A 23,497-nucleotide genomic window follows, 5' to 3' on the forward strand; every position below is an offset into this window, starting at 1 on the left:
CATGCAGCTCACGGTGTGGACATATGAAGGACCTCCCCACGTTGGCGCAATGCGCGTCGTCACCGGAATGGAAGGCTTGCATTACGTCCTTCATGCTCCGCAGGGGGATACCTATGCGGATCTGCTGTTCACGATGATCGAACGCCGCGACCGGCGCCCGCCCGTGACCTACACGACCTTTTCCGCGCGGGATCTCGGCGGTGACACCGCCGAACTGTTCAAGACAGCCGCCCAAAACGCCTATGATCGTTTCAAGCCTCAGACGATGCTGGTCGGCGCGTCCTGCACCGGGTCGTTGATCCAGGACGACCCCGGCGGGCTGGCGCGTGCGCTCCATCTCCCGATTCCCGTTGTCGCCGTCGATCTGCCGGCCTATCAGCGCAAGGAAAACTGGGGCGCAGCCGAGACGTTCTATCAACTGGTGCGCGCGCTCGCAGGGCCCTCGGCGCCGGCGCCGGGAACATCGCGCCCTGAGCGCGCAGCCGGCGTGCCTGCTCGCTGCAATCTGCTTGGCCCGACCGCGCTCGGCTTCCGGCATCGCGACGATATTGTCGAGATCACGTCGCTGCTGACAAAGCTCGGCATCGACGTGAATGTCACGGCGCCGATGGGAGCGAGTCCGGCCGATATCGCAAGACTGGGCGAGGCCGATTTCAACGTCGTGCTGTATCCCGAAATCGCGGGTCAGGCCGCGTCCTGGCTGCAAAGGACTTTCGGACAACCCTTTACCAAGATCGTTCCGATCGGCGTCTCGGCCACCCGCGAATTCGTCGCAGAGGTCGCGAAGCTCGCTGGTGTCGATGCGTCGGCGACGCTGGCTTCGGCCTGTACCCGGCTGCCGTGGTACTCGCGTTCGGTCGACTCGACCTATCTGACCGGCAAGCGTGTCTTCATCTTTGGCGACGCCACCCATGCCGTTGCTGCCGCACGCATCGCATCCGACGAACTCGGCTTCAAGGTCGTCGGTCTCGGCACCTATAGCCGTGAGTTCGGCCGCGAAATCCGCGACGCGGCAAAACGCTATGACGTCGAACCGCTGATCACCGACGACTATCTGGAGGTCGAGGCGAAGGTCGCGGAGCTGCAGCCCGAGCTGGTGCTGGGGACGCAGATGGAGCGGCATATCGCCAAACGTCTCGGCGTTCCCTGCGCGGTGATCTCGGCGCCGGTCCATGTGCAGGACTTTCCGGCACGCTATGCGCCGCAGATGGGGTTTGAGGGCGCCAACGTCATCTTCGATACCTGGGTGCATCCGCTGATGATGGGCCTCGAAGAGCATCTGCTGGCGATGTTCAAGGATGATTTCGAATTCAAGGATGGCGCTGTGCCTTCGCATCTGGGCGCTGGTCATTCAACGCCTGTTGCCGATGGGCCGGTTCAGGCACCTCCGAATGCCTCGAATATCGCGGTCGTCTGGGCCGTCGATGCCGAGAAGGAGCTGTACAAAATTCCGTTCTTCGTTCGCGGCAAAGCGCGCCGCAACACCGAACGTTTCGCCAATGAAAACGGCGTGGCCACCATAACCATCGAGACCCTCTACTATGCCAAAGCGCATTACGCCCGCTGACGCGACGCCTCTCCGGGTGGTCGTCGTGACCATGGACAGTCATCTGTCCGGCGCGGCTGCGCGTGCGCAGGCGCTGTTGAGGAGTAACTTCCCGGGGCTGTCGCTCACGGTGCATTCCGCGGACGAATGGGGCACTGACGACGCAGCGCTCGATCGTTGCAAGGCCGATATTGCCCACGGCGACATCGTGATCGCCACCATGCTGTTCCTCGATGATCACGTTCGCGCCGTGATGCCGGCGCTCGTTGCCCGGCGCGGCCATTGCGACGCGATGATCTGCTGCATGTCGGCGGCCGAAATCGTCAAGCTGACACGCGTCGGCAAGTTCGACATGAGCGGCGAGGCGCTCGGCGCCATCGCGTGGCTGAAGAAGCTGCGCGGCAATCGCAAGGGCAGCCCTGGCGGCAAGGGCGAGATGAAGATGCTGCGGCAACTGCCGAAGCTGCTGCGCTTCATCCCCGGCACCGCGCAGGACATGCGCGCCTATTTCCTGACGCTGCAATACTGGCTCGCCGGCTCCGAGCAGAACATCGCGAACATGATCCGCCTGCTGGTCGACCGGTACGCGGAGGGACCGCGCCGCGGCCTGCGCGGCATCGCCAAGGCGGAGGCGCCCGTCGACTATTCCGACATCGGCGTCTACCACCCGCGCCTCAAGGGACGCATCGCCGATACCGCAGATCGACTACCCGTCTTGGCCGCCGAGCGCGGCACCGTCGGCCTCCTGTTGCTGCGCTCCTATCTGCTCGCCGGAAACGCCGGTCACTATGACGGTGTGATCGCGGCGTTCGAGGCGAGGGGGCTGCGCGTGATCCCCGCCTTTGCCAGCGGCCTCGACCAGCGGCCGGCGATCGAACGCTTTTTCATGAAGGACGGAAGCAGCGTGGTCGATGCGGTGGTGTCGCTCACCGGCTTCTCGCTGGTAGGCGGGCCCGCCTACAATGACTCCCGGGCTGCCGAGGACATTTTGGCTCAACTCGACGTGCCCTATCTTTCGGCGCATCCCGTTGAATTCCAGACGCTGGAGCAATGGGGGGCCTCGGATCGTGGTCTGATGCCGGTGGAGAGCACCATCATGGTGGCGATCCCCGAACTCGACGGTGCGGCGGGACCGATGGTCTATGGCGGCCGCTCCGACGGGGCTGGCGTTCCCTGCACCGGCTGCGAGCGTGCCTGTGTTTTCGTACCGGCCGAGACCGGCGGCGAGATGCACGTGTGCAGCGAGCGCGCCGACATGCTGGCGGCGCGGACGGCGCGCCTGGTCGCGACACGCCGTTCCGAGCGCCGGGATCGCAAGGTCGCGATCGTCCTGTTCAACTTCCCGCCGAATGCCGGCAACACTGGTACCGCGGCGTTTCTCTCGGTCTTCGAATCACTCCACCGCACGCTCTCCGCAATGAAGCGCGAGGGCTATCAGGTCGAGGTGCCCGAAAGTGCCGACGCCTTGCGCGATCGTATCGTGGTCGGCAATGCCGCCCGGTTCGGCGCCGATGCCAACGTTCACGCCAGAATTCCGGCTGGTGATCACGTTCGGAACGAAAAATGGCTGCGTCAGATCGAGGCGCAATGGGGGCCGGCGCCCGGCAAGCAGCAGAGCGACGGGAGCTCGATCTTCGTGCTTGGCGAGCGCTTCGGCAACGTCTTCGTCGGGATCCAGCCTGCATTCGGTTACGAAGGCGATCCGATGCGGCTGTTGTTCGAGAAGGGCTTTGCGCCGACGCATGCCTTCTCGGCTTTCTATCGCTGGCTGCGTGAAGATTTCGGCGCCGGTGCGGTGCTGCATTTCGGAACCCATGGCGCGCTCGAATTCATGCCGGGCAAACAGGCTGGTCTGTCCGGCGCATGCTGGCCAGACCGCATGATCGGCGACCTGCCGAATCTCTATCTCTATGCTTCGAACAACCCGTCGGAAGGCACCATCGCCAAGCGCCGCTCGGCGGCCACGCTGATCAGCTATCTGACGCCGCCGGTCGCTCATGCCGGGCTCTACAAGGGCCTGGTCGAGCTGAAGGCCTCGATCGAGCGTTGGCGTGGACTTGCTCCGGATGACGATGCGGAGCGCGGTGATCTCGCAATATTGATTCAGGCCCAGGCCGGCGCGCTGGAGCTGGCCGAAGCCGCCCCCGCCTGGACGGATCCGGTCAAGGCGGTCGGAAAATTGTCGGAAGCCGTGTTAGAGCTCGAGTACACCTTGATCCCGCATGGTCTGCATGTCGTTGGTGAGACGCCGTCGGTCGAACAACGCGCCGAAATGCTGCAAGCGGTAGCGGATGCCTCGCATGGCGCGCGTCCCGACAAATCGATCCTCGAAGCGCTGGTGAAGGGCGAGGCGCCCGAAGCACTGGCCGCGAGGGATAATGCCGCGCTCACGCTCTACACGGAATTGGCCGGCATCGATCGCATCCTTCAGCAGGATCATGAGCTGCCCGCGATCCTGCATGCGCTGGACGGCAGGTTCGTTCGTCCCGCGCCGGGCGGCGATCTTCTGCGCACGCCGGCCATCCTGCCGACCGGGCGCAATCTCCATGGCTTCGATCCGTTCCGTATTCCCAGCGCCTTTGCGGTGCAGGACGGTGCGAGCCAGGCGCAGCGTCTCATCGACAAGCATGCAGGTGAAGGGCATGGGATTCCGGAATCGGTCGCGATCGTGCTGTGGGGCACCGACAACCTCAAGAACGAGGGCGCGCCGATCGGGCAGGCGCTGGCCTTGCTTGGAGCAAAGCCGCGCTTCGACGGCTATGGCCGCCTGACCGGCGCGGAATTGATTCCGCTCGATCAACTCAACCGGCCGCGGATCGACGTCATCATCACCATGTCCGGAATCTTCCGCGATCTGTTGCCGCTGCAGATCAAGCTACTGGCCGAGGCCTGCTTCCTCGCCGCATCCGCCGACGAGCCGATCGAACATAACTTCGTTCGCAAGCACGCACTGGCCTACCAAGCCGCAGAACATTGCGATCTCGAGACCGCATCGTTGCGCGTATTCGGCAATGCCGACGGTGCTTATGGCTCGAACGTCAATCATCTGGTCGAGAACGGCCGCTGGGAGGACGAGGACGAACTGGCCGAGACCTATACCCGTCGCAAGAGTTTTGCCTACGGCCTCAAGGGTCAGCCCGTGCAGCAGACAGCGCTACTCAAGAAGGCGCTCGCCACTGTCGATCTCGCCTACCAGAACCTCGACTCTGTCGAGCTCGGCGTGACCACCGTGGATCACTATTTCGACACGCTCGGCGGCATCAGCCGCGCCGTGCGAATGGCGAAGGGCGGCCAGTCGGCGCCGGTCTATATCGGCGACCAGACCCGGGGTGCGGGCACGGTCCGGACGCTGTCGGAGCAGGTCGCGTTGGAAACGCGCACTCGGATGCTCAATCCGAAATGGTACGAGGGCATGCTCAAGCACGGCTATGAGGGCGTTCGCCAGATCGAAGAGCATGTCACAAATACCATGGGATGGTCGGCGACGACGGGCGAGGTCGCGCCCTGGGTCTACCGGCAGCTCACCGAGACCTTCATGCTCGATCCCGAAATGCGCGAGCGCCTGGCCTCGCTCAATCCCGTCGCCTCCGCAAAGGTCGCCAACCGGCTGATCGAAGCGCACGAACGCAAATACTGGTCGCCCGATCCGGAGATGCTCGATGTCCTGCGCAGGGCAGGCGAAGAGCTCGAAGACCGCCTCGAAGGCGTGGGAGTTGCCGCATGAACATCCAGACCAAACCATCGTCGCTCAAGAGCCCGTCCTGTTGCGGCGACGGCGAGGGCAGCGTGCAGGTCCAGCTCGATCCCAGGCTCAAGATCGGCACCGCAAAGGTGTTCTCGGTCTACGGCAAGGGCGGCATCGGCAAGAGCACGACGTCGTCGAACCTGTCGGTCGCATTTTCCAAGCTCGGCAAGCGCGTGCTGCAGATCGGTTGCGATCCCAAGCATGACTCGACTTTCACGCTGACCAAGCGGCTGGTCCCGACCGTGATCGACGTGCTGGAATCCGTGAACTTCCATGCCGAGGAACTCCGCCCAGAGGATTTCGTGTTCGAAGGTTACAACGGCGTGATGTGCCTTGAGGCTGGCGGCCCGCCGGCCGGCACCGGCTGCGGCGGCTACGTGGTCGGCCAGACCGTGAAGCTTCTCAAGGAGCACCATCTGCTCGAGGACACCGACGTGGTGATCTTCGACGTGCTCGGCGATGTCGTCTGCGGCGGCTTTGCGGCACCCCTGCAACACTCGGACCGCGCGCTGATCGTGGCCGCCAACGATTTTGACTCGATCTTCGCGATGAACCGCATCGTGGCCGCGATTGAGGCCAAGTCGAAGAACTACGGCGTCCGGCTCGGCGGCGTGATCGCCAACCGCAGCAAGGATACTGATCAGATCGATCGTTACGCCGAGCAGGCCGGCTTGAAGCGCGTCGCCCATTTCCCGGACCTCGACGTCATCCGCAGGAGCCGCCTGAAGAAATCGACGCTGTTCGAAATGGACGAGACGCCGGAGTTGAAGGCCGTCACCGACGAATACATGCGGCTTGCCGCCGAGCTCTGGGCCGGCACGATCGAGCCATTGCCGGGCAAGTCACTCAAGGACCGTGAAATCTTCGATCTGCTGGGGTTCGACTGATGTCGATTGCAACCTATCTCGAACGGCGCGGCGAGCTCGAGACCTATTTCGACCGGACCGCGGTCGATGCCTGGGCCAAACTGACGTCGGATGCGCCGGTCGGCCGCATCCGGGCGACCGTGCGCGCGGGGCGAGATGAGATGCGCAACACGCTGCTCTCCTGGCTGCCCCAGAACATGAGCGGAGCGCGATTGCTCGATGCCGGCTGTGGCACCGGTGCTTTGTCGATCGAGGCGGCGCGGCGCGGCGCCCGCGTGGTCGCAATCGATCTGTCGCCGACGCTGGTGTCGGTGGCGCGCGAGCGGCTACCGTCGGATCTCGATGGCTCGACCATCGAATTCCGGTCCGGCGACATGCTCGACCCCAAGCTCGGCAAGTTCGACTTTGTGGTCGCGATGGATTCGCTGATCCATTATCGCCCGGCTGATACCTGCCGGATCATGGCCGGCCTGGCGACGCGGACCTCCGAAGCCCTGCTGGTGACGTTCGCGCCGAAGACGCCGGCGCTAGCCGCGATGCACGCCGTCGGCCGGTTTTTCCCGCGTGGAGATCGCGCACCGGCGATCGAGCCGGTGGGTGAGCAGAAATTGCGACGGTTACTGATATCGGAGGAAGGGCTTGAACGATGGCAGCTCGGCCGTAGCCATCGCGTCGCCAGCGGATTCTACAAGTCGCAAGCTTTGGAGATGACGCCCCGATGACGCGGATTTCGTCGACATTGGCAAAAGGCTGGATGCGGCTCGGAACCCGCTTTCTTCCCTTTGCCGACGCGGCAACGACGGAGCTGCCGCTGGGGCGGCTGCTGCGTCTGTCGCTGTTCCAGGTGTCGACGGGCATTTCGATCGTGCTGCTGAACGGCACGCTCAATCGCGTGATGATCGTCGAGCTCGGCGTCTCCACGCTTTTGGTCTCGCTGATGGTGTCGATCCCGCTGGTGTTCGCACCGTTCCGCGTCCTGATCGGCTTCAAATCCGACAATCATCGCTCGGTACTGGGCTGGCGCCGGGTGCCCTATATCTGGATGGGCACGCTGATCCAGTTCGGCGGCTTCGCCATCCTGCCGTTTGCGTTGCTGGTGCTGTCGGGCACCGGCGAATATCCCGCTGTCTACGGTCAATTCGGCGCAGCGCTCGCTTTCTTGTTGGTCGGCGCCGGCATGCATACGGCCCAGACCGCGGGTCTCGCGCTCGCCACCGATCTGGCGCCGGCCGATGCGCGGCCGCGCGTGGTAGCCTTCCTCTATGTGATGCTGCTGTTCGGGATGGCCGGCAGTGCGCTGATCTTCAGCGAGCTGTTGCGCAACTTCAACGAGATCCGTCTGATCCAGGTGATCCAGGGCGTTGCGGTCACGCAGTTGCTACTCAACATCGCCGCGCTGTGGAAGCAGGAAGCGCGCAATCCCGCACTGACATCGGCTTCGCGCGCGCGACCCGAATTCCAGCACTCCTGGGCCCGGTTCCGCAACGCCGGCGGTTCGGCTCGCGTCCTCGTTGCGGTAGCGCTCGGCACGTCGGCGTTCTCGATGCAGGATATTCTGCTCGAGCCCTATGGTGCCGAGATTCTCAAGCTGACCGTGGGCCAGACCACGGCGCTCACGGCGTTCTTCGCGCTCGGCACGCTGGCGGGATTTGGCCTCGCCGCAAGGACGCTGGGACGCAACGCCGATCCCTACCGCATCGCAGGCTTCGGCGCCGTGGCGGGCGTGTTCGCGTTCGCCACGGTGATATTTGCTGCGCCCCTGGGCTCGGTGCTCTTGTTTCGGATCGGTACCGCGCTGATCGGTTTCGGCGGCGGGCTGTTTGCGGCGGGAACGCTGACCGCCGCGATGGCGCTGGCGCGTGACGGTGAAAGTGGGCTGGCGCTGGGCACGTGGGGCGCCGTGCAGGCGACTGCGGCCGGCGGCGGAATCGCGCTCGGCGGTGGCATCCGCGATGCAGTAACGTCGCTCGCGTCGAACGGCGCGCTTGGCCGCGCGCTCACGGACCCGTCGACGGGATACAGCGTCGTCTACCACATCGAAATTGCCTTGTTGTTCGCCACTCTGGTTGCGATCGGTCCGCTCGTGCGCACGTCACGCGCGAGCTTCCCGCAGCCATCCACGAAGTTCGGCCTGGCAGAATTTCCAGGCTAGTCAACGATAGGGAGGTCGCCCATGCAGCCCGACTCATACCTGGACCTGGCACAGGTCACGCTTTACGTCTTCTGGATCTTCTTCGCCGGCCTGATCTTCTATCTTCGCCGCGAAGACAAGCGCGAGGGCTATCCGCTCGAATCGACGGGGATCAACGGCGGAGTCGCGCACGGCTTCCCTCGCATGCCGGATCTCAAGACGTATCTCCTGCGGGACGGACACACCGCGACGCTTCCGAACCACAAGAACGATCGCCCCGACGTCGCGCTGGCGCCGATCGCGGTGTGGCCGGGCGCCCCGGCGGAGCCGACCGGCAATCCGATGCTCGATGGCGTCGGGCCGGGGTCTTACGCCAATCGCGAGGACGTTCCCGAACTCACGATGGAGAATATCCCCTGCATCGTTCCGCTGCGGCTTGCGGAAGGCACCTATCTCGAGTCCCGCGATCCAGATCCGCGCGGCATGCGGGTGAACGGCGCGGACAGTGAAATGGGCGGCATCGTCACCGATGTCTGGGTCGATCGCGCGGAGGCCCTGATCCGCTATCTCGAAGTGGAGGTCACGATCATTGGCGGCGTGAAGCGTGTGCTGTTGCCGATGCCATTCGCCAAGATCGACGGCCGCCGCAGCCGGGTCTGGGTCGACGCCATCCTCGGCAGCCAATTCGCCGATGTCCCGGCCACCAAGAGCCCGGATCAGGTCACCAAGCTCGAGGAAGATCGCATCGTCGGATATTACGGCGCGGGCACGCTCTACGCCACGCCGGCACGACAGGAGCCGCTGCTGTGAAACAGGATCATCAGCAGTTCAAGAATGTGCCGCTCAACGATCTGCCGGCGCCGCTACCGGTCGGCGAGCGCGTGATCTGGCAGGGTAAGCCGAGCTTCAAGGGACTGGCGCTGCGGTCGTTCCACATCCGCGAGGTTGCGATCTATTTCGGCGTCCTGCTGGCCTGGCGACTGTGGTCGAACTGGTCGAACGGCATGCCAGGACGCGACGCCGCGATTTCTGCGCTCTGGCTAATCGCTCCTGCGATCAGCGCCATCGCCGTGCTGGCGGCACTTGCATGGCTGTTCCGCCGGGCGGCCTGCTACACGATCACCAGCAAGCGCGTCCTGTTCCAGTTCGGCGTCGCGCTGCCGATGACCATGAACGTTCCGCTGAGCAAGATCACCAACGCCGCCCTGAAGATCCATCGCGACGGCACGGGTGACATTCCGCTGGGCGTGTCGGACGGCAAACGGGTGTCGTACTTGCTGCTTTGGCCGCACATCCGGCCCTGGCGGCTGCGCCTGCCGGAGCCGATGCTGTGCGCATTGCCGAACGCCGCGATCGTCGCCGCGAAACTCTCGGACGCATTGGGCGGGCAGCCCGCACCGACGGCGGTCGCACTTTCCGCCCCTGCCAATCGCAATCTGGTCTCGGACGTCGCGGCCAATTCGCCGTCGACTGCGGCTGCCTGAACGGAGAACACTCATGAGCCATGCCATCCAGGAACCCGTGGTCCCCAAAGGCGGCATCATCGCGGCCGCGGCCCTTGTCCTGTTTTCGCTCGCGACGGTGACGACGGCGCGACTGACGGGGACGGGCGGCGTCCACATGACGCTCCCGGCCGCCGTCGAAAGCCGCGACTTCCAGTTCGAGGACGGCCAGAATGGCGCGGTGCTGGTGTACGACGCCGGCAGCCGGCAATTGGTGGATACGCTGGCGCCGGGCAGCAACGGCTTCATTCGCGTCGTGCTGCGCGGTCTCGCGCGGGAACGCAAGCTCGGCGACATCGGCAAGCAACCGCCATTTCGCGTCACCCGTTTCGTCAACGGCCAGATCACGCTGACGGACACCTCGACCGGCAAGCAGATCGACCTCGACGCCTTCGGATCGGCCAATACGGCGGCCTTTGCCCGGCTGATGACGCTGAAGGGTAGTTCGTCATGACAATGTTCTGGAGCAATTCACGCAAGACGTTCGACGTCCCCTGCACGGTCGAGATCGAGCAGACCTCGGAGACATTGCACGCCCACGTCGTGCTCGACGGCGACATCGCGATCGAGCCCGGCGACGAGGTCAGGGTTCACGACGCGCCGACCGGAGTCGCCTTTGGCGAACGTCTGGTCGTGCGGAGAACCGCAACCGTGGTCCGCGCCGGTCCACTCGACCGGCTATGGGCGCGGATCGAGGGCTACCTGGAATTGACCGAGCTTTACGAAGTCAGCTTCTCGGACGGGAGGGCATCATGATCAACATGGAAGGCGGCACCCACGGCAATCTGCAAACGCGCCCCGGCATCAAGGGCAGCAGCGAAAGTCTCGACAAGGCGCGCGAAGACACCATCCTCAGCCCGCGCTTCTACACCACGGACTTCGAGGCGATGGATCGCCTCGATGTCAGCCTGGTGCGCTCCGAATGGAATGCGGTCATCAAGGAGCTGCGCGCCGATCACAACAAGGCGCATTTCGTCAAGACCGACGAATTCAAGAACGACCTCGCATCGCTGCCGCCCGAGCTGCGCAAGGAGTTCAAGGATTTCCTGGTCTCATCGCTCACCGCCGAATTCTCCGGCTGCGTGCTATACGCGGAGATCAAGAAGCGGATCAAGAACAAGGACATCCAGGAGCTGTTCAGCTTCATGAGCCGCGATGAAGCGCGCCACGCCGGCTTCATCAACGAAATCCTGAAGGATCACGGCATCGGGGTGGATTTGAGCTTCCTCACCAAGGTGAAGAAGTACACCTATTTCCGTCCCAAGTTCATCTTCTACGCGACCTATTTGTCCGAGAAGATCGGCTACGCCCGCTACATCACGATCTACCGGCAGATGGAGCGTCATCCCGAACGGCAGTTCCATCCGATCTTCCGCTGGTTCGAATTGTGGTGCAACGACGAGTTCCGCCACGGCGAAGCGTTCGCGCTCTTGATGCGCGCGGATCCGTCGCTGCTGCGCGGCCTCAACAAGCTTTGGATCCGGTTCTTCCTGCTCGCGGTGTTCGCCACCATGTATGTGCGCGATCATATGCGCCCCGCTTTCCACGAGGCGCTTGGCATGGATCCCACCGAGTACGACATGCGGGTGTTCCGCATCACCTCGGAGATTTCCAGGCAGGTATTTCCGGTCACGCTGGATATCGAGAACCCGCGCTTCCTCGCCGGCCTCGAGCGCTTGCGGCTGATTTCGGAAGCGATTGCGGATGCGCGCGAGCAGGGCGGCTTGCTATCGAGCTTGAAGCGCGCAGGCCTTGCGGCCCAGGCTGCGCTGACCTTCGCAAGGCTGTTCCTGCTGCCGGTAAAGCCGAATGCGCTCCCGCGCGAAATCTGCCTGCAACCCGCGTGGTGAGGAGAGGACGTTGATAGCCGCGTACACGGTCCCTCCCATCTACGCTGCCTTCGTGTGGTGGTTCAGCACCGGGGCCGTGCTTTTGCTGGTGGGACGTTCGGGACGGTTCGAACTGTCGCGCGCGTTCCTGGCGGTTGGTTTGCTCGCCGGGTCGCTCGGCGGCCTCGCGCTGACGGCCGGCGATACCAGCGTTGGCGGCGCGTATACGGCCTTCACCTGCACGATCCTGTTATGGGGCGCGCAGGAGATTGCGTTTCTCGCGGGATGGCTGACCGGGCCGCGGCCGGAGCCTTGTCCGGTCAACGCGACCGGCCGTTCGCGCCTCGGCCTCGCGTTGCAGGCCATCCTTTATCACGAGTTCGCGCTGCTGGCGTGCGGTGCGGCCGTCGTTGCGCTGACCTGGGGCAGCCCCAATCAAGTCGGTCTGTGGACGTTTGCGGCGCTCTGGGTACTCAGGCAAAGCGCCAAGATCAATCTCTTCCTCGGCGTTCCCGTCACCAACGACGAGCTGATGCCCGACGCGGTGCGTTTCCTGAAGACGTTTTTCACGCGCGGCCCGGTCAGCGCTTTCTTTCCCGTCTCCGTGACGCTTGCGACCGGAGCCCTCGTCATCATGATCCAGCGGATCGTCGAAGTCGCGATCACGCCCTTCGACATCGTCGGCCTGACGCTGGTCTCGACCCTGTTTGCGCTCGGTGTTGTCGAGCACTGGTTCATGCTGCTTCCGCTGCCGGCGATCACGCTGTGGGGCTGGGGCATGCGCTCGGGTTTCCCGCCGGAGGACACCACCATGGAACAGGAACGAGACACCAAGACCGCCGCCGCGCCGCCCAATCTCGTCGTACTCGCGGATGTGCGCCCCGATGCGGCACCTCCCAGGCTGTCGCAGGCCGCCTGCGCACGGCAGCGTCTCGAAGACCAATTTCGCCAGAGTTTCCGCGAGCAACAGGCAAGGGATGGCCTGACCACGGTTCTCAACATCGGCTCCGAGCCGGCGGCAACGATTAACGGGAGGACGTCATGAACTACGAAGCCTATTTTCGCCGGCAACTTGAAGGTCTTCATCGCGAAGGCCGCTATCGCGTCTTTGCCGATCTCGAACGCAAGGCCGGCTCGTTTCCTCGCGCCAAACATCATCAGCCGGGCGGCGCCGGCGAGGTCACCGTCTGGTGCTCCAACGATTACCTCGGAATGGGCCAGCACCCCGCGGTGCTGAAGGCGATGCACGAGGCGCTCGACAGTTGCGGCGCCGGGGCCGGCGGCACGCGCAACATCGCCGGGACCAACCACTATCACGTGCTGCTCGAGAAGGAACTGGCCGACCTGCATGGCAAGGAATCCGCACTGCTGTTCACCTCGGGCTATGTCTCCAACATGGCGTCGCTGAGCACGCTGGCGTCGCGGATGCCCGGCTGTACGATCCTGTCGGACGAACTCAATCACGCCTCGATGATCGAGGGCATCAGGCACAGCCGCAGCGACACGCGCATCTTCGCCCACAACGATCCGCGCGATCTCGAACGCAAGCTCGGCGATCTCGACCCGCATGCGCCGAAGCTGGTGGCATTCGAGTCGGTCTACTCGATGGACGGCGATATCGCGCCGATCGCCGAACTCTGCGACGTCGCGGATGCCCACAACGCCATGACCTATCTCGACGAGGTCCACGGCGTCGGCCTTTACGGACCGAAGGGGGGCGGCATTGCGGACCGGGAAGGCGTCAGCCATCGCCTGACGGTGATTGAGGGTACGCTGGCAAAGGCCTTCGGCGTCATCGGCGGTTACGTCGCGGCATCGGCGACGATCTGCGACTTCATCCGCAGCTTCGCTTCCGGCTTCATCTTCACCACCTCGCTGCCGCCCGCGGTCGCCGCCGGTGCGCTCACCAGCATCCGTCATCTGAAATCGAGCGCGGCGGAACGCGAGCGGCATCAGGATCGCGTCGCGCGGCTGCGCAGGCGGCTCGACGAGGCGGGAGTTGCCCATCTGGACAATCCCAGCCACATCGTGCCGGTCATGGTCTGCGATCCCGTCCTGTGCAAGCATATCAGCGACGTGCTGATCGACCGCTACGGCATCTATGTGCAGCCGATCAACTACCCGACGGTGCCGCGCGGCACCGAGCGGCTGCGCATCACGCCGTCACCGCATCATACCGACGCTGATATCGAGCATTTGGTGCAGGCCCTGGCAGAGATTTGGGCGGAGGTCGGGCTCGCCAAGGCAGCTTGATCTGCTGATGCGTGTTGACTGATCCGGATGCTTGGAGTTGGTCAATGGCCCGATAGGCCAGGTTTTTTACGAACCGCGGTCGATCATGCGGAAGTTGATGAAGTTCCTTCACACGCTGGGAGCGATCGGCCTTGTCGGCGCGGTCGCATGCTTTCTTGTCATGGCCGGCTACGCGCCCGCGCCTAGCGCGATCGCGCAATACGCGCCGCTCAGCATCGCGACAGGGGCAGTGGCGACCTGGATCTTCATGCCGTCTCTCGGGCTTACCCTGATCGCCGGTTTGTTGGCCATAGCCCTGAATAGAGCCTTTCACAATGCGGGCTGGGCATGGGCAAAGCTGGCGACCGGCGTCCTCGTTTTTGAATGGGGATTTGTCTCTGTGGTCGGACCGCTCCAGCAGGAAGCAGAGCAAAGCGCGCGAGCGTTTGCCGGCGAAATCGATCCCGCAACGCTCGCCGGGGAATTAGGGACACGTCGTGGTGCGCTTTGGGTGTTTTTGGCCATTGCGATGGCCAACATTGCCCTTGGCGTGTGGCGGCCTCGGCTCACTCGGTTGCCGGACTAGAGTTTTCGTCTGAACACAAGGAGGATCCTGCGATGGCAACTCATATCGTGATGGATCATTCAGGTGACATGCGTCACCATTTCGACCCCGCAGACGCGCAGGCACGCGCCGAGGCGCGGCACCGCTTCGAGACCCTGGTCCCCGCGGGCTTTACGGCCGCAGTTCGGACGCGCCCGGGCGAGGTGCGCCGGTTGACTTCCTTCGATCCGCAGGCGGACGCGACGGTGTTCTTTCCCCGCCTGGTCGGCGGTTGAGATGCCGCGAACCGCGGCAAATGTTCAGGAGCTCGATCGGAACGGCACGGAGGGGATCGGCTGGTGCTTCGCGCCGGTCGGTGCGCTCGTCCCAGGCGACGTCATGCTTGCGCAAAAGATCGTCCTTGAGATCTCGGAGGGCAGCGACTTTGACTGTTGCAAACCGAGTTCCCTGCTTTAGTCCGAAGAGACCAGCCTTATCATGCCGCACTTGGCGCCTGCCGACGACTTCGCGTCCCGGCGCCAGGCGGTTGCCGATCGTGCCGGTCGGCCGCCGCGCCAAGCGCTGAAGTGGGCCGCTTGTGCCGAAGACCCGTCATCGAAGCGCCGCTCGGCATAGTTCTATTTCCGCTGGCCGGCCCAGACCGATCGAGCCAGCCTTCCGCAGGAGCTTGCGCTCGCGTCGGTGTATCACCGACACCGAGCACAGGTCTCGCCGACGCCTTCGAAATCATTGAATTGCCGAGCGAATTCTTGATTTGGTAGGGAGTCCCTCTCCCGCTACCATCAATTTCAAACCACTCCGGACATCTGCCGCGCAAGGCTAGGACTTAGGCTTGGTCCCGCGCCGCGTCTCTGCGAGCCCGCATTGGAACTCTCGCACACGATCGACGCTTGAATCGGTGGGCCAGAATCGCCGCCGATCGCTGGCCTGCACGGCCCCGCCTCCAAAGCCCCCATGCCCCCCAGGGTGGGGCCGTGCTTCACCAGAGGAGACGAAAATTGTCCGAGCCGACCGAGCAAGACATCAGAGAACGCGCGCACCGCTTGTGGGAGCAAGCCGGCAGGCCCGAAGGCCGTGATGAAGAGTTTTGGAGCGCGGCCGAGCAGGAGCTGCGCAACGAGGACAAGTCGAACACGCTGCGGACGCCGGATACGCTGTGACCGACAAGAATTGTCCGTTCTGCCAGGGGCTGGGCTGGGTCTGCGAAAACCATCCGCTCCGGGCCTGGAGCGAACAGTTCGGCGGCTGCCGCTGCGGTGAGGGCATGCCCTGCACCTGCAACACGTCCGAAGATCCGGAAACGCGCGTCGTGATCGTCGAAGCCGACACGACGTGGCACTGAGCTGCGTTGTCCCGCCCGAACCCGACCGGCTTCGCCTCACTTTCCCCCGTCGCCGTTGCCGAGGGAACGGACCCTCCCCGAAAGGAATTCAATCACAGAACGGCAAAGGCGCTGAAAAACAATCCTTTCCCACGGCAGGGGCCGGCGGTGGACGAGCAGAAGAAGATTGAGCACCAGATCGAACTCGCCACGCGAGCGGCCGCGCTCGTCAGGGACGAAACCACCGGCCAGCGCTTCCGAAGTTTTGCCGAAGAGCTGAAGCGAAAGCTCCGTCGCATGATGCGGCGCGGCCAGGTGCGCACGCGCGCCTACGAACTCTGGGAGCATGCGGGCCGGCCAAGCCATCGCGACCTCGAGTTCTGGCTCGAAGCGGAACGGCAGGTCGAGGCCGAGCGCGAGGAGCGGAAGGGCACGAGTGGCTCATAGCTGCGTGTCGTGCCCGGTCGCAGCGCCCGGGCGATGCGAAACATCGGTCGGTCCTCGACGCTGCTTGCATCGAGAAAGTTCGGAACTGTGCTCTGGAATGAGGGAACATCTCCCTCCTCGCCGTCGCCTGTGCTTCCATCCAGACGAAATCGGTGACGGTGGCTGACGCAGGCGCAGCGGCTTTCTGACGCACGACCTGGTGCGCGGTGCCGGCACGGCCGTTCGAGCTCGAGCACGGCAAGTGCACAGCATGCTCGCGTGCGTCGAACGCCGCACGCAACCTTCGCAGCGACGCAACGACATTTGCACAGTGTTCAGCGTGACATGTCATGCACCCCACGCAGTCGTTCCGTCGTCGCAGCCGATAATGTTTCAAATGCGAGCGATTACCGCGCCTGCAATTTCGCAATCTGCCTATGGGCTATCTCACACATCGAAAATTAGCGGCCTCACAATTTGCTGACGCGATGCCAAGCGTCATCCGTTGCTTTGTCTAACTCAGGTTGTATGGTGGCCACGAGCATTTCGACCCGGTCGATGACGTGTGGGCGGTGGGTGCTGTCCGCATCGTTGGCGATCATGGTCAGAATAAGAATGTTCGCGCGTGCATGAAGTGAGGGACAGAGGACAATGACCGAAGGACAAGGACAATGTCGCTGCTCCAAATCAATCTCTTCGGCGGTGTCGAGGTAGTTTCTGCTTCCGGTGAGTCGGTGCTGATCCCCAGCCGCAAGGCTGCAACTCTCTTGGGCTATGTCGCGCTCAGTTCCCCTCGGGCCATTTCACGCGGCAAGCTCGCGACGCTGTTGTGGGACGGTCACTTCAGCGATCGCGCGCGCGCCAGCCTTCGACAAGCTCTGCTCACATTGCGGCGCGTGCTGCCGCAATATCCCGACGTGATCACGGCCGATCGCGACGACATCCGGATCTGCCCGGCCGCCATCAGTACCGATGTCGGGGAATTCGAGCGCCTGCTCCGGGAGGGCGATCCCGAACGGCTGGCCCGTGCCGCGATGCTTTATCGAGGCGACCTTCTCGACGGCATCGGCTCGACCTCCTGCCAATTCGAGGCCTGGCTCTCTGCCGAGCGCCAGCGACTGAGAACTCTGGTGATGCAGGCGCTCGGGGGCCTGCTGGACGCCGACAAGCGCGAACACATGGATATCGCGATCGCAGTCGCGCTGCGGATTCTCGCGATCGACCCGCTTCAGGAGAATGTCCACCGCATCTTGATGCGCTGTTATGCGCAGCAAGGCCGCCGTGCCGACGCGTTGCGTCAGTATGATCTTTGCCGCTCCGTGCTGTGGCGGGACGTTCGTGCAGCGCCGGAACAGGAGACCGAACAGCTGCAGCGCGAAATTCGTCACATGTTCTGCCCGTCGCCGAGATCGGTCTCGCTCAAATTGCCCCGCGCGAAAAACTTTGACGCAACTTTCACGCTCCACGTGACGCCTGCATCACGATCCCTGTCGTAGCTTTGGCCGCTCGCACCAGTGATCCCGACTCCTTCGGGAAGCAATTGTCGCTCGCGGGTCAGGCACTTCATCAGGAGATTTTGATCATGACTGGAACACAGCAGCAGTACGAGGATTACGGCCAACTGGACCCGCAGGGGATTTTCGGCTCCATCCTTGGCGGCGCGGCAGGGCGCGTTATCGGTGGTCTGCTCGGCGGCAAGAAGGGAAAGAACATCGGCGGTATCGTCGGAAACATCGGCGGAGGTTTTCTGCCGTTTTCCGCCGGTCCGGAGATGGCGCAAGGTTCCGCCCAGGTCTCCGATATGGAGCTGCAGAGCTTCTGGAGCGTGCTGAAGAAGATCGGCCAGGGCGTGCAGACCGGTGTGAACATCGGTCACCAGCTCGGCGTGTTCAGCGCCGGCCAGCCAGGCCTGCAACCGGCCGCGGCGGCACCGCCGACCGACATGGAACTGCAAAGCTTCTGGAGCGTGCTGAAGAAGATCGGCCAGGGCGTGCAGACCGGCGTGAACATCGGTCATCAGCTCGGTGTGTTCAGCGCCGACCAGCCGGGCCTGCAGCCGGCAGCAAGCGCGCCGCCGACCGACATGGAGCTGCAGAGCTTCTGGAGCGTGCTGAAGAAGATCGGCCAGGGCGTGCAGACCGGTGTGAACATCGGTCATCAGCTCGGTGTGTTCAGCGCCGACCAGCCGGGCCTGCAGCCGGCAGCAAGCGCGCCGCCGACCGACATGGAGCTGCAGAGCTTCTGGAGCGTGCTGAAGAAAATCGGTCGGGGTGCCCAGACCGGCCTCGATATCGGCCACCAGCTCGGCGTGTTCAGCGCCGGCCAGCCCGGCCTGCAGCCGGCGGCGGCACCGCCGACCGACATGGAGCTGCAGAGCTTCTGGAGCGTGCTGAAGAAGATCGGCCAGGGCGTGCAGACCGGCGTGAATATCGGTCATCAGCTCGGCGTGTTCAGCGCCGACCAGCCCGGCCTGCAGCCGGCAGCAAGCGCACCGCCGACCGACATGGAGCTGCAGAGCTTCTGGAGCGTGCTGAAAAAGATTGGCCAGGGCGCCCAGACCGGCCTCGATATCGGCCGCCAGCTCGGCGTCTTCAGCGCCGGCCAGCCCGGTGGCACGATGCACTAGACCCGACACGCAGCGGGCGGGCGCAAGCCCGCCCCTGCACTCAGTATGAAGGGAAACCCGATGACGGATTCGAACACATCGCAGCAATTCATCGTGCAGGGAGACCCGGTCCGGTCCGGTCAGCTCAACGAACACCTGCGGCGTGAACCCGGCGTGACGCGAATAGCGCAGGTCGCTCCCGACGTCGTCGTCCTTTCGATGACGAAGACACAGGCCGATCGCCTGAAATCGACGTTTGCCACGCTCGTGGTCGAACCGGATTCAGCGCTGAAGCCATTCGATGCCGACTGATGTCGGTCAGCAAACATTGGACACGCAAAACATCAAGGAGGCTGCAATGGCCACGAGAGGCAAACCAGGAACGTCCGGGCAGGCTGAGAACAATGCGACCGAACCGGCGACCAACGGCAACGGCGCGCATCCCGCACACGAGGCGGGCCCGTCGCCGGCACCAGGGCAGGGGCCCGTCACGATCGCATCGCGCCGGTCGCAATTCATGATCGCGCCGCAACAGCAGCCCGGGCTTGCGACCTTCAGCGTCGACTTCCTGACCCAGCAGCTCACCAACAGCCCCGACATCGAAGTGGTGAAAACGGTCTCGCCGCCGCGCCTGTTCGGATTTCAGAGCGCCGAGTTCGGACAGGTGCCGCTCAGTCCGCTGGTTCTCGCCAAGATGACTCCGGACAAGGCCAAGCTGCTGCAGACCCAGGCCCAAGGGCGTTGCGCGGTGGAGCGTGACGAGCGGCTGACCTACATGCTCGACCCCTCCACGCCGCAGCTTCCCAATCCGGGCGTGCTGACGCCGCTGGCCGACGGCTTCACCACGACGATCGAAGTGCTGGGCCAGGACGGCCCGTTGCCCGAAGCCGAGGTCTATGTGTTCGGCAGCATGTGGCCGGCACAGGGCATCACCGACGGCACCGGCCGTGCCACGGTGACCCTGCAGGGCGAAACGCCGGAGACCATCCGCTCGATCCTCGTCAAACCCAAGATCGACTACTGGACCTTCTGGCTCGATCGTCCGCAGCTCGTTCCCAACAGCGTCAACCGGATCGCCGTGAGGGCGCTCGGCGCGGTGTTGCGCAACTTCCCCGGCCAGCAATTGACGGGTTGGGGCGAGCGCGCGATGGGGCTCGATCGCCTGCCGCCGTCCTTCAATGGCGCCGGCATCAAGATCGCGATCATCGATTCCGGCCTGGCGCCGACCCATCGCAATTTGCACGGCATCACGGTGGGCACCAGCATCGTCGGCAACGACAAGGCGGCGTGGACCGTCGACACGATCGGCCATGGCTCGCATTGCGCCGGGATCATCGCCGGCGGTCCGGTCGGCCCCGGCGGCGGAATCCGCGGCTTCGCGCCGGCGGCGGAAATCCATGTCTGCCGCATCTTCCCCGGCGGTCGGTTCAGCGATCTCGTCTCTGCGCTCGATTACTGCATGGAGCACGGCATCGACGTCGCCAATATGAGCCTCGGTGGCGGCGACCCCTCGCAGATCATCGAGGAACGCATTATCCGCGCCAAGCAGATGGGCATGGCCTGCATCATCGCGGCCGGCAATTCCTCGGGACCGGTGCAGTTTCCCGCTTCGACGCCGCATTGCCTCGCGGTTGCCGCGTTGGGCAAATGGGGCGAGTTCCCCGACGACAGCTATCATTCGCAGCAGGCGCTCGATGGCTTCCAGAGCCGCGACGGGTATTTCCCGGCGAAGTTCTCCTGCTTCGGACCGGAGGTCGACGTCTGCGCACCCGGTGTCGGCATCGTCTCGTCGCTTCCCGCCGATGGTTTCGGTGCTTGGGACGGCACCTCGATGGCGACGCCACATGTCACGGGCCTTGCCGCACTCGTGCTGGCGCATCACCCTGATTTCACCAAGGGCAACTTCCAGAATCGCGATGCACGCCGTGTCGAGCGGCTGTTCCAGATCCTGAAGGAAACCGCGACGCCGCTGCAATTCGGTGACCCCAACCGGACCGGCGCAGGCCTGCCGAACGCGATGCGGGCGCTCGGCCTCGAAACCGGCGTCGCCCCGGTCGCCGCGGCTGCGTCCGCAACCGATCCTGCGCTGGTAACGCTGCGTCGTCTGCTCGGATTGCCGCCGGCCGAAGCACCGAGCGTGGTTCCGGCGAGCGCCCCGGCGCCGCAATCCGCTCCTTCCATGCAGGCCGGTGCCGGTGCAGTGGCGCGCGGTCCGGCACAAACGGCGGGCGCGATGACGCTGCAGTCCGTCGATCCCACGCAAAGCGGTTCGAGCTACGTCGCCCGCGGTCCCGCACAGACGGCGAGCGCGGCCTTCGTCCCCACCATGATGGATCCTGATCCGGCCCAGATCCGGCAGATCATGCACAAGGTCGGATTGCTGTAACGCGCGCCTTGAACGCGCGCCTTTGCGACTTGCGAAAAGGGGCACAGCGGCAGTCGTCGCTGTGCCCCGCGTGTTTGCTGCGCCGTGGCGATCGCTGCGACAATCGTAGGATGGGTTGAGCCCTCGCGAAACCCATCATGTCTCCGCTCGCAGAGGTCGTCATGGCCGGGACAAGCCCGGCCATGACGATGTGGATGCTGTGTGCCCCTAGCCGATACCTCATATGGCGACAGCCCTGCGCCATTCCGCAAGCCTCAGGAACCGTCGCGTCCCGCTGCCGTTGCCCGCTGAAGGGAGCCAGCCATGCGAAGCCTCAATCCCGGTCAGGTGCTTCTCATCGCCGCGCTGCTCGTCATGCTCGGCCTGGCGGCGTTCGGCATCCATTGGGCCTGGAATGCGACCAACGGCGTGGACGACGCCGCCATGGACGAGAACGGCTGGATCGCGCTCGGTCTCGGCTCGCTGTTCTCGCTCGTCATCGGCTGCGGCCTGATGGCCCTGATGTTCTACAGCAGCCGGCGCGGCTACGACGACTCCGCCGATCCGTTCCGGAAGAAGGGACCCAAATAGTTCGTAGGATGGGTAGCGACGCCAGAGATCCGGCACGCTGCTCGGCCACGGTCATGTCCATGACGAGGTGGCGTGGAGGACGCGTAGTGAGTTCTCGTAGGGTGGGCAAAGGCGCACTTGCGCCGTGCCCACGATCTCTCGATGACGGTAAAAAAACGTGGGTACGCTTCCGCCGTCGCTCTTCGAGCTATGGCGGACAAGCCGCTTTTGGCCACCGCATCTTGCTGTGTCGCCCTCTGTCAATCCACCCTCATAAAAATATTCCACTTTACCGAAATTCGGTTTCGGCGTATGTGTCGTCCATCCCGGCTCACCAAGAGGGGCGACTTGAAGTCGTCATGTTCGCGAGCCGGGCTTGCGGTGGACGCGGCAGCGTCGGCACGAGAGGTGCGGGCAGGGCGGGTAGTCCCTGTGAGCCCGAGGCTTCGTGCGGACGACGGCGCTGTCAGGCTTCGTCTCGTCTGTAAGTTTCCGGCTCCGTCGACAGGGCCGGGAATACTGCGGCGACATGGCGGGCCGTGCGTACGGCAAAACCGTGTGGTCCTGGCCGTCGTTGCCACGGTCAAGTCTTCGCGAAGGTGCGAGCGAGCCCAACCGGGCAGACTGCATCATCCAAATTCGCGGGGCGAGGGAGGCCAGAAGGAATGGTCGGCTCCCGGGAGATCACGGCATAAGCCGTCCAGCCATCGCGCAGGGAAGGCCGAGTGATCGGCGACACCTGTATGCTGCTGTGCGGTCTATCCTTGCGCATTATTCGCGCAGCGGACCGCGGGTGCCAGCCGGCACCCGGCCTTCCCTGCGCCCTCTTGGATCAGAGGGTAGCGAGACCAAGGCAAAGCTCGGGCGAAATCCGCCGCGAGATTGCGAAGGCGTGTCTGCCAACCACAAGCTCGATCTCGTAGGGTGGGCAAAGCGCAGCGTGCCCACGTCTTTGTTGCTGATAGAGGGAGATCGTGGGCACGGCGCTCAAGCGCCTTTGCCCACCCTACGGCACTGCATCGCGGATCGGCAGATTCTGCCGGGACGGATTTGCCGGAATGACGGAGCTGCACTCCGCAATTCGCGATAAGTCCTTGATGAACATGAATCCGCGAGCTGGCATGCACGTTGCACGCAAGAGCTGCGTTCGCAAATGAACAGTGGAGTTCGGGTATGAGTGTCGGCAGCATGAGCAGCATCGGTGGCGGCGGCGCGGCGGGTTCGCCATTCGCAGGCGGCCAATCGAAATCCACCGATGGCGCGCAGAACGACGCCTCGGCCTTCTCGTCCATGCTGCAGGACGGCACGCCCTACGACGAGATCAAGGTCGATCTGCCGAACGGCATGTCGGTCGGCATCGTCCATTTCGGCGGCGGCGGCTTCGACAGCGAGTCACTCAAATCCATCGAGGATTTCGTGCGGAGGCTCGCGGACGAGCAGACGTTCGGGCAGCCGGCAGCGAGCGCCGATCAGGCCGGCCATGACGAAACGCCGGATGCGGTCGGGATCGACAAGATCCATGTCGATCTTCCCAACGGAATCTCGTTCGAGATCCTGCATTCCGCAGGCAAGAATTCGACCGACAGTGCCGCGATCATGAAGCAGCTCACCGACGCTGCCGAAGAGCTCGCCGACTCGCTCGGGCATTATTCGCCGGCATCGAACGCGGCGTCCGCCTACGCCGCGCAGCAGGCCGCGGCATCCGGCCGGAAGGGCCAGTTCGACGCCCGCGGCTGATGCGCGCGCAAACAGCGTGACGATGTCATGCCGGCGCTCGCCGCGCTCCCTCCGCGC

The 23,497-nt window shown here is 64.2% G+C and carries 23 protein-coding genes; all 23 read left to right on the forward strand.

The window, feature by feature from the left end; all coding sequences use genetic code 11:
* The first annotated feature begins 1 nt into the window (after position 1).
* The 23 genes from bchB to C7G42_RS08235 all read left to right on the forward strand — a co-directional run bounded on the left by bchB (position 2) and on the right by C7G42_RS08235 (position 23,440).
* Positions 2-1,567: a ferredoxin:protochlorophyllide reductase (ATP-dependent) subunit B gene (bchB, locus tag C7G42_RS08115; RefSeq protein ID WP_106948407.1), complete on the forward strand. Its 1,566-nt coding sequence runs from the start codon at positions 2-4 to the stop codon at positions 1,565-1,567.
* Positions 1,542-5,270, forward strand: a complete 3,729-nt coding sequence (locus tag C7G42_RS08120) for a magnesium chelatase subunit H (RefSeq protein WP_106948408.1) — start codon at positions 1,542-1,544, stop codon at positions 5,268-5,270. The genes bchB and C7G42_RS08120 overlap by 26 nt, the downstream gene beginning before the upstream one ends.
* Positions 5,267-6,178, forward strand: a complete 912-nt coding sequence (gene bchL / locus C7G42_RS08125; protein ID WP_106948409.1) for a ferredoxin:protochlorophyllide reductase (ATP-dependent) iron-sulfur ATP-binding protein — start codon at positions 5,267-5,269, stop codon at positions 6,176-6,178. The genes C7G42_RS08120 and bchL overlap by 4 nt, the downstream gene beginning before the upstream one ends.
* Positions 6,178-6,879, forward strand: a complete 702-nt coding sequence (bchM, locus tag C7G42_RS08130; protein WP_106948410.1) for a magnesium protoporphyrin IX methyltransferase — start codon at positions 6,178-6,180, stop codon at positions 6,877-6,879. The genes bchL and bchM overlap by 1 nt, the downstream gene beginning before the upstream one ends.
* Positions 6,876-8,309 carry an MFS transporter gene (locus C7G42_RS08135; protein WP_106948411.1) on the forward strand — a complete coding sequence of 478 codons (1,434 nt, stop codon included), beginning with the start codon at positions 6,876-6,878 and terminating at the stop codon, positions 8,307-8,309. Before bchM ends, C7G42_RS08135 begins: the two co-directional genes overlap by 4 nt.
* A gap of 21 nt (positions 8,310-8,330) precedes the next feature.
* Positions 8,331-9,098 (forward strand): photosynthetic reaction center subunit H, encoded by a 768-nt coding sequence (gene puhA, locus C7G42_RS08140; RefSeq protein WP_106948412.1) that lies wholly within the window; start codon positions 8,331-8,333, stop codon positions 9,096-9,098.
* Positions 9,095-9,772, forward strand: a complete 678-nt coding sequence (gene puhB / locus C7G42_RS08145) for a photosynthetic complex putative assembly protein PuhB (protein WP_106948413.1) — start codon at positions 9,095-9,097, stop codon at positions 9,770-9,772. The genes puhA and puhB overlap by 4 nt, the downstream gene beginning before the upstream one ends.
* Before the next feature lie 13 nt (positions 9,773-9,785).
* Positions 9,786-10,244, forward strand: coding sequence for a photosynthetic complex assembly protein PuhC (gene puhC / locus C7G42_RS08150; RefSeq protein ID WP_106948414.1), 459 nt, complete (start codon positions 9,786-9,788; stop codon positions 10,242-10,244).
* Complete coding sequence (locus tag C7G42_RS08155) at positions 10,241-10,546, forward strand: O2-dependent cyclase accessory protein (RefSeq protein WP_106948415.1); 306 nt, start codon at positions 10,241-10,243, stop codon at positions 10,544-10,546. Before puhC ends, C7G42_RS08155 begins: the two co-directional genes overlap by 4 nt.
* Complete coding sequence (gene acsF / locus C7G42_RS08160) at positions 10,543-11,640, forward strand: magnesium-protoporphyrin IX monomethyl ester (oxidative) cyclase (RefSeq protein WP_106948416.1); 1,098 nt, start codon at positions 10,543-10,545, stop codon at positions 11,638-11,640. The genes C7G42_RS08155 and acsF overlap by 4 nt, the downstream gene beginning before the upstream one ends.
* A gap of 13 nt (positions 11,641-11,653) precedes the next feature.
* A complete protein-coding gene (gene puhE, locus C7G42_RS08165) occupies positions 11,654-12,664 on the forward strand; it encodes a putative photosynthetic complex assembly protein PuhE (protein WP_106948902.1) in 1,011 nt (336 codons plus the stop codon).
* Entirely contained in the window at positions 12,661-13,872 is a 1,212-nt protein-coding gene (gene hemA, locus C7G42_RS08170) for a 5-aminolevulinate synthase (RefSeq protein WP_106948417.1), read from the forward strand. Before puhE ends, hemA begins: the two co-directional genes overlap by 4 nt.
* Before the next feature lie 85 nt (positions 13,873-13,957).
* The gene (locus C7G42_RS08175) at positions 13,958-14,437 is read left to right on the forward strand and encodes a hypothetical protein (protein ID WP_106948903.1); all 480 of its coding nucleotides are present in this window, start codon (positions 13,958-13,960) and stop codon (positions 14,435-14,437) included.
* A 32-nt stretch (positions 14,438-14,469) separates the two neighbouring features.
* Positions 14,470-14,691 carry a hypothetical protein gene (locus tag C7G42_RS08180; protein ID WP_106948418.1) on the forward strand — a complete coding sequence of 74 codons (222 nt, stop codon included), beginning with the start codon at positions 14,470-14,472 and terminating at the stop codon, positions 14,689-14,691.
* Between the two features lie 723 nt (positions 14,692-15,414).
* A complete protein-coding gene (locus C7G42_RS08190; RefSeq protein WP_106948420.1) occupies positions 15,415-15,576 on the forward strand; it encodes a DUF2934 domain-containing protein in 162 nt (53 codons plus the stop codon).
* Positions 15,573-15,758: a hypothetical protein gene (locus tag C7G42_RS08195; RefSeq protein ID WP_106948421.1), complete on the forward strand. Its 186-nt coding sequence runs from the start codon at positions 15,573-15,575 to the stop codon at positions 15,756-15,758. The genes C7G42_RS08190 and C7G42_RS08195 overlap by 4 nt, the downstream gene beginning before the upstream one ends.
* 6 nt (positions 15,759-15,764) lie before the next feature.
* Positions 15,765-16,184, forward strand: coding sequence for a DUF2934 domain-containing protein (locus tag C7G42_RS08200; RefSeq protein ID WP_245427584.1), 420 nt, complete (start codon positions 15,765-15,767; stop codon positions 16,182-16,184).
* A gap of 650 nt (positions 16,185-16,834) precedes the next feature.
* Positions 16,835-17,659, forward strand: a complete 825-nt coding sequence (locus C7G42_RS08205; protein ID WP_106948423.1) for an AfsR/SARP family transcriptional regulator — start codon at positions 16,835-16,837, stop codon at positions 17,657-17,659.
* 86 nt (positions 17,660-17,745) lie between these two features.
* Entirely contained in the window at positions 17,746-18,789 is a 1,044-nt protein-coding gene (locus tag C7G42_RS08210; protein WP_147250237.1) for a hypothetical protein, read from the forward strand.
* Between the two features lie 60 nt (positions 18,790-18,849).
* A complete protein-coding gene (locus tag C7G42_RS08215) occupies positions 18,850-19,080 on the forward strand; it encodes a hypothetical protein (protein WP_106948425.1) in 231 nt (76 codons plus the stop codon).
* A gap of 46 nt (positions 19,081-19,126) precedes the next feature.
* On the forward strand, positions 19,127-21,154 hold the full coding sequence (locus C7G42_RS08220; protein ID WP_158537579.1) for a S8 family peptidase: 2,028 nt from the start codon (positions 19,127-19,129) through the stop codon (positions 21,152-21,154).
* Between the two features lie 303 nt (positions 21,155-21,457).
* On the forward strand, positions 21,458-21,724 hold the full coding sequence (locus C7G42_RS08225) for a hypothetical protein (RefSeq protein WP_106948427.1): 267 nt from the start codon (positions 21,458-21,460) through the stop codon (positions 21,722-21,724).
* 1,152 nt (positions 21,725-22,876) lie between these two features.
* A complete protein-coding gene (locus C7G42_RS08235) occupies positions 22,877-23,440 on the forward strand; it encodes a hypothetical protein (RefSeq protein WP_106948428.1) in 564 nt (187 codons plus the stop codon).
* The last annotated feature ends 57 nt before the right edge of the window (positions 23,441-23,497 follow it).

It is taken from the genome of Bradyrhizobium sp. MOS003 (assembly GCF_003020125.1).
Lineage (GTDB): Bacteria > Pseudomonadota > Alphaproteobacteria > Rhizobiales > Xanthobacteraceae > Bradyrhizobium.

Coding starts and splice junctions, on each gene's coding strand:
- bchB (WP_106948407.1), top strand. CDS start 2: ATGCAGCTCACGGTGTGGACATATGAAGGACCTCCCCACGTTGGCGCA.
- C7G42_RS08120 (WP_106948408.1), top strand. CDS start 1,542: ATGCCAAAGCGCATTACGCCCGCTGACGCGACGCCTCTCCGGGTGGTC.
- bchL (WP_106948409.1), top strand. CDS start 5,267: ATGAACATCCAGACCAAACCATCGTCGCTCAAGAGCCCGTCCTGTTGC.
- bchM (WP_106948410.1), top strand. CDS start 6,178: ATGTCGATTGCAACCTATCTCGAACGGCGCGGCGAGCTCGAGACCTAT.
- C7G42_RS08135 (WP_106948411.1), top strand. CDS start 6,876: ATGACGCGGATTTCGTCGACATTGGCAAAAGGCTGGATGCGGCTCGGA.
- puhA (WP_106948412.1), top strand. CDS start 8,331: ATGCAGCCCGACTCATACCTGGACCTGGCACAGGTCACGCTTTACGTC.
- puhC (WP_106948414.1), top strand. CDS start 9,786: ATGAGCCATGCCATCCAGGAACCCGTGGTCCCCAAAGGCGGCATCATC.
- C7G42_RS08155 (WP_106948415.1), top strand. CDS start 10,241: ATGACAATGTTCTGGAGCAATTCACGCAAGACGTTCGACGTCCCCTGC.
- acsF (WP_106948416.1), top strand. CDS start 10,543: ATGATCAACATGGAAGGCGGCACCCACGGCAATCTGCAAACGCGCCCC.
- hemA (WP_106948417.1), top strand. CDS start 12,661: ATGAACTACGAAGCCTATTTTCGCCGGCAACTTGAAGGTCTTCATCGC.
- C7G42_RS08175 (WP_106948903.1), top strand. CDS start 13,958: ATGCGGAAGTTGATGAAGTTCCTTCACACGCTGGGAGCGATCGGCCTT.
- C7G42_RS08180 (WP_106948418.1), top strand. CDS start 14,470: ATGGCAACTCATATCGTGATGGATCATTCAGGTGACATGCGTCACCAT.
- C7G42_RS08205 (WP_106948423.1), top strand. CDS start 16,835: ATGTCGCTGCTCCAAATCAATCTCTTCGGCGGTGTCGAGGTAGTTTCT.
- C7G42_RS08210 (WP_147250237.1), top strand. CDS start 17,746: ATGACTGGAACACAGCAGCAGTACGAGGATTACGGCCAACTGGACCCG.
- C7G42_RS08215 (WP_106948425.1), top strand. CDS start 18,850: ATGACGGATTCGAACACATCGCAGCAATTCATCGTGCAGGGAGACCCG.
- C7G42_RS08220 (WP_158537579.1), top strand. CDS start 19,127: ATGGCCACGAGAGGCAAACCAGGAACGTCCGGGCAGGCTGAGAACAAT.
- C7G42_RS08225 (WP_106948427.1), top strand. CDS start 21,458: ATGCGAAGCCTCAATCCCGGTCAGGTGCTTCTCATCGCCGCGCTGCTC.
- C7G42_RS08235 (WP_106948428.1), top strand. CDS start 22,877: ATGAGTGTCGGCAGCATGAGCAGCATCGGTGGCGGCGGCGCGGCGGGT.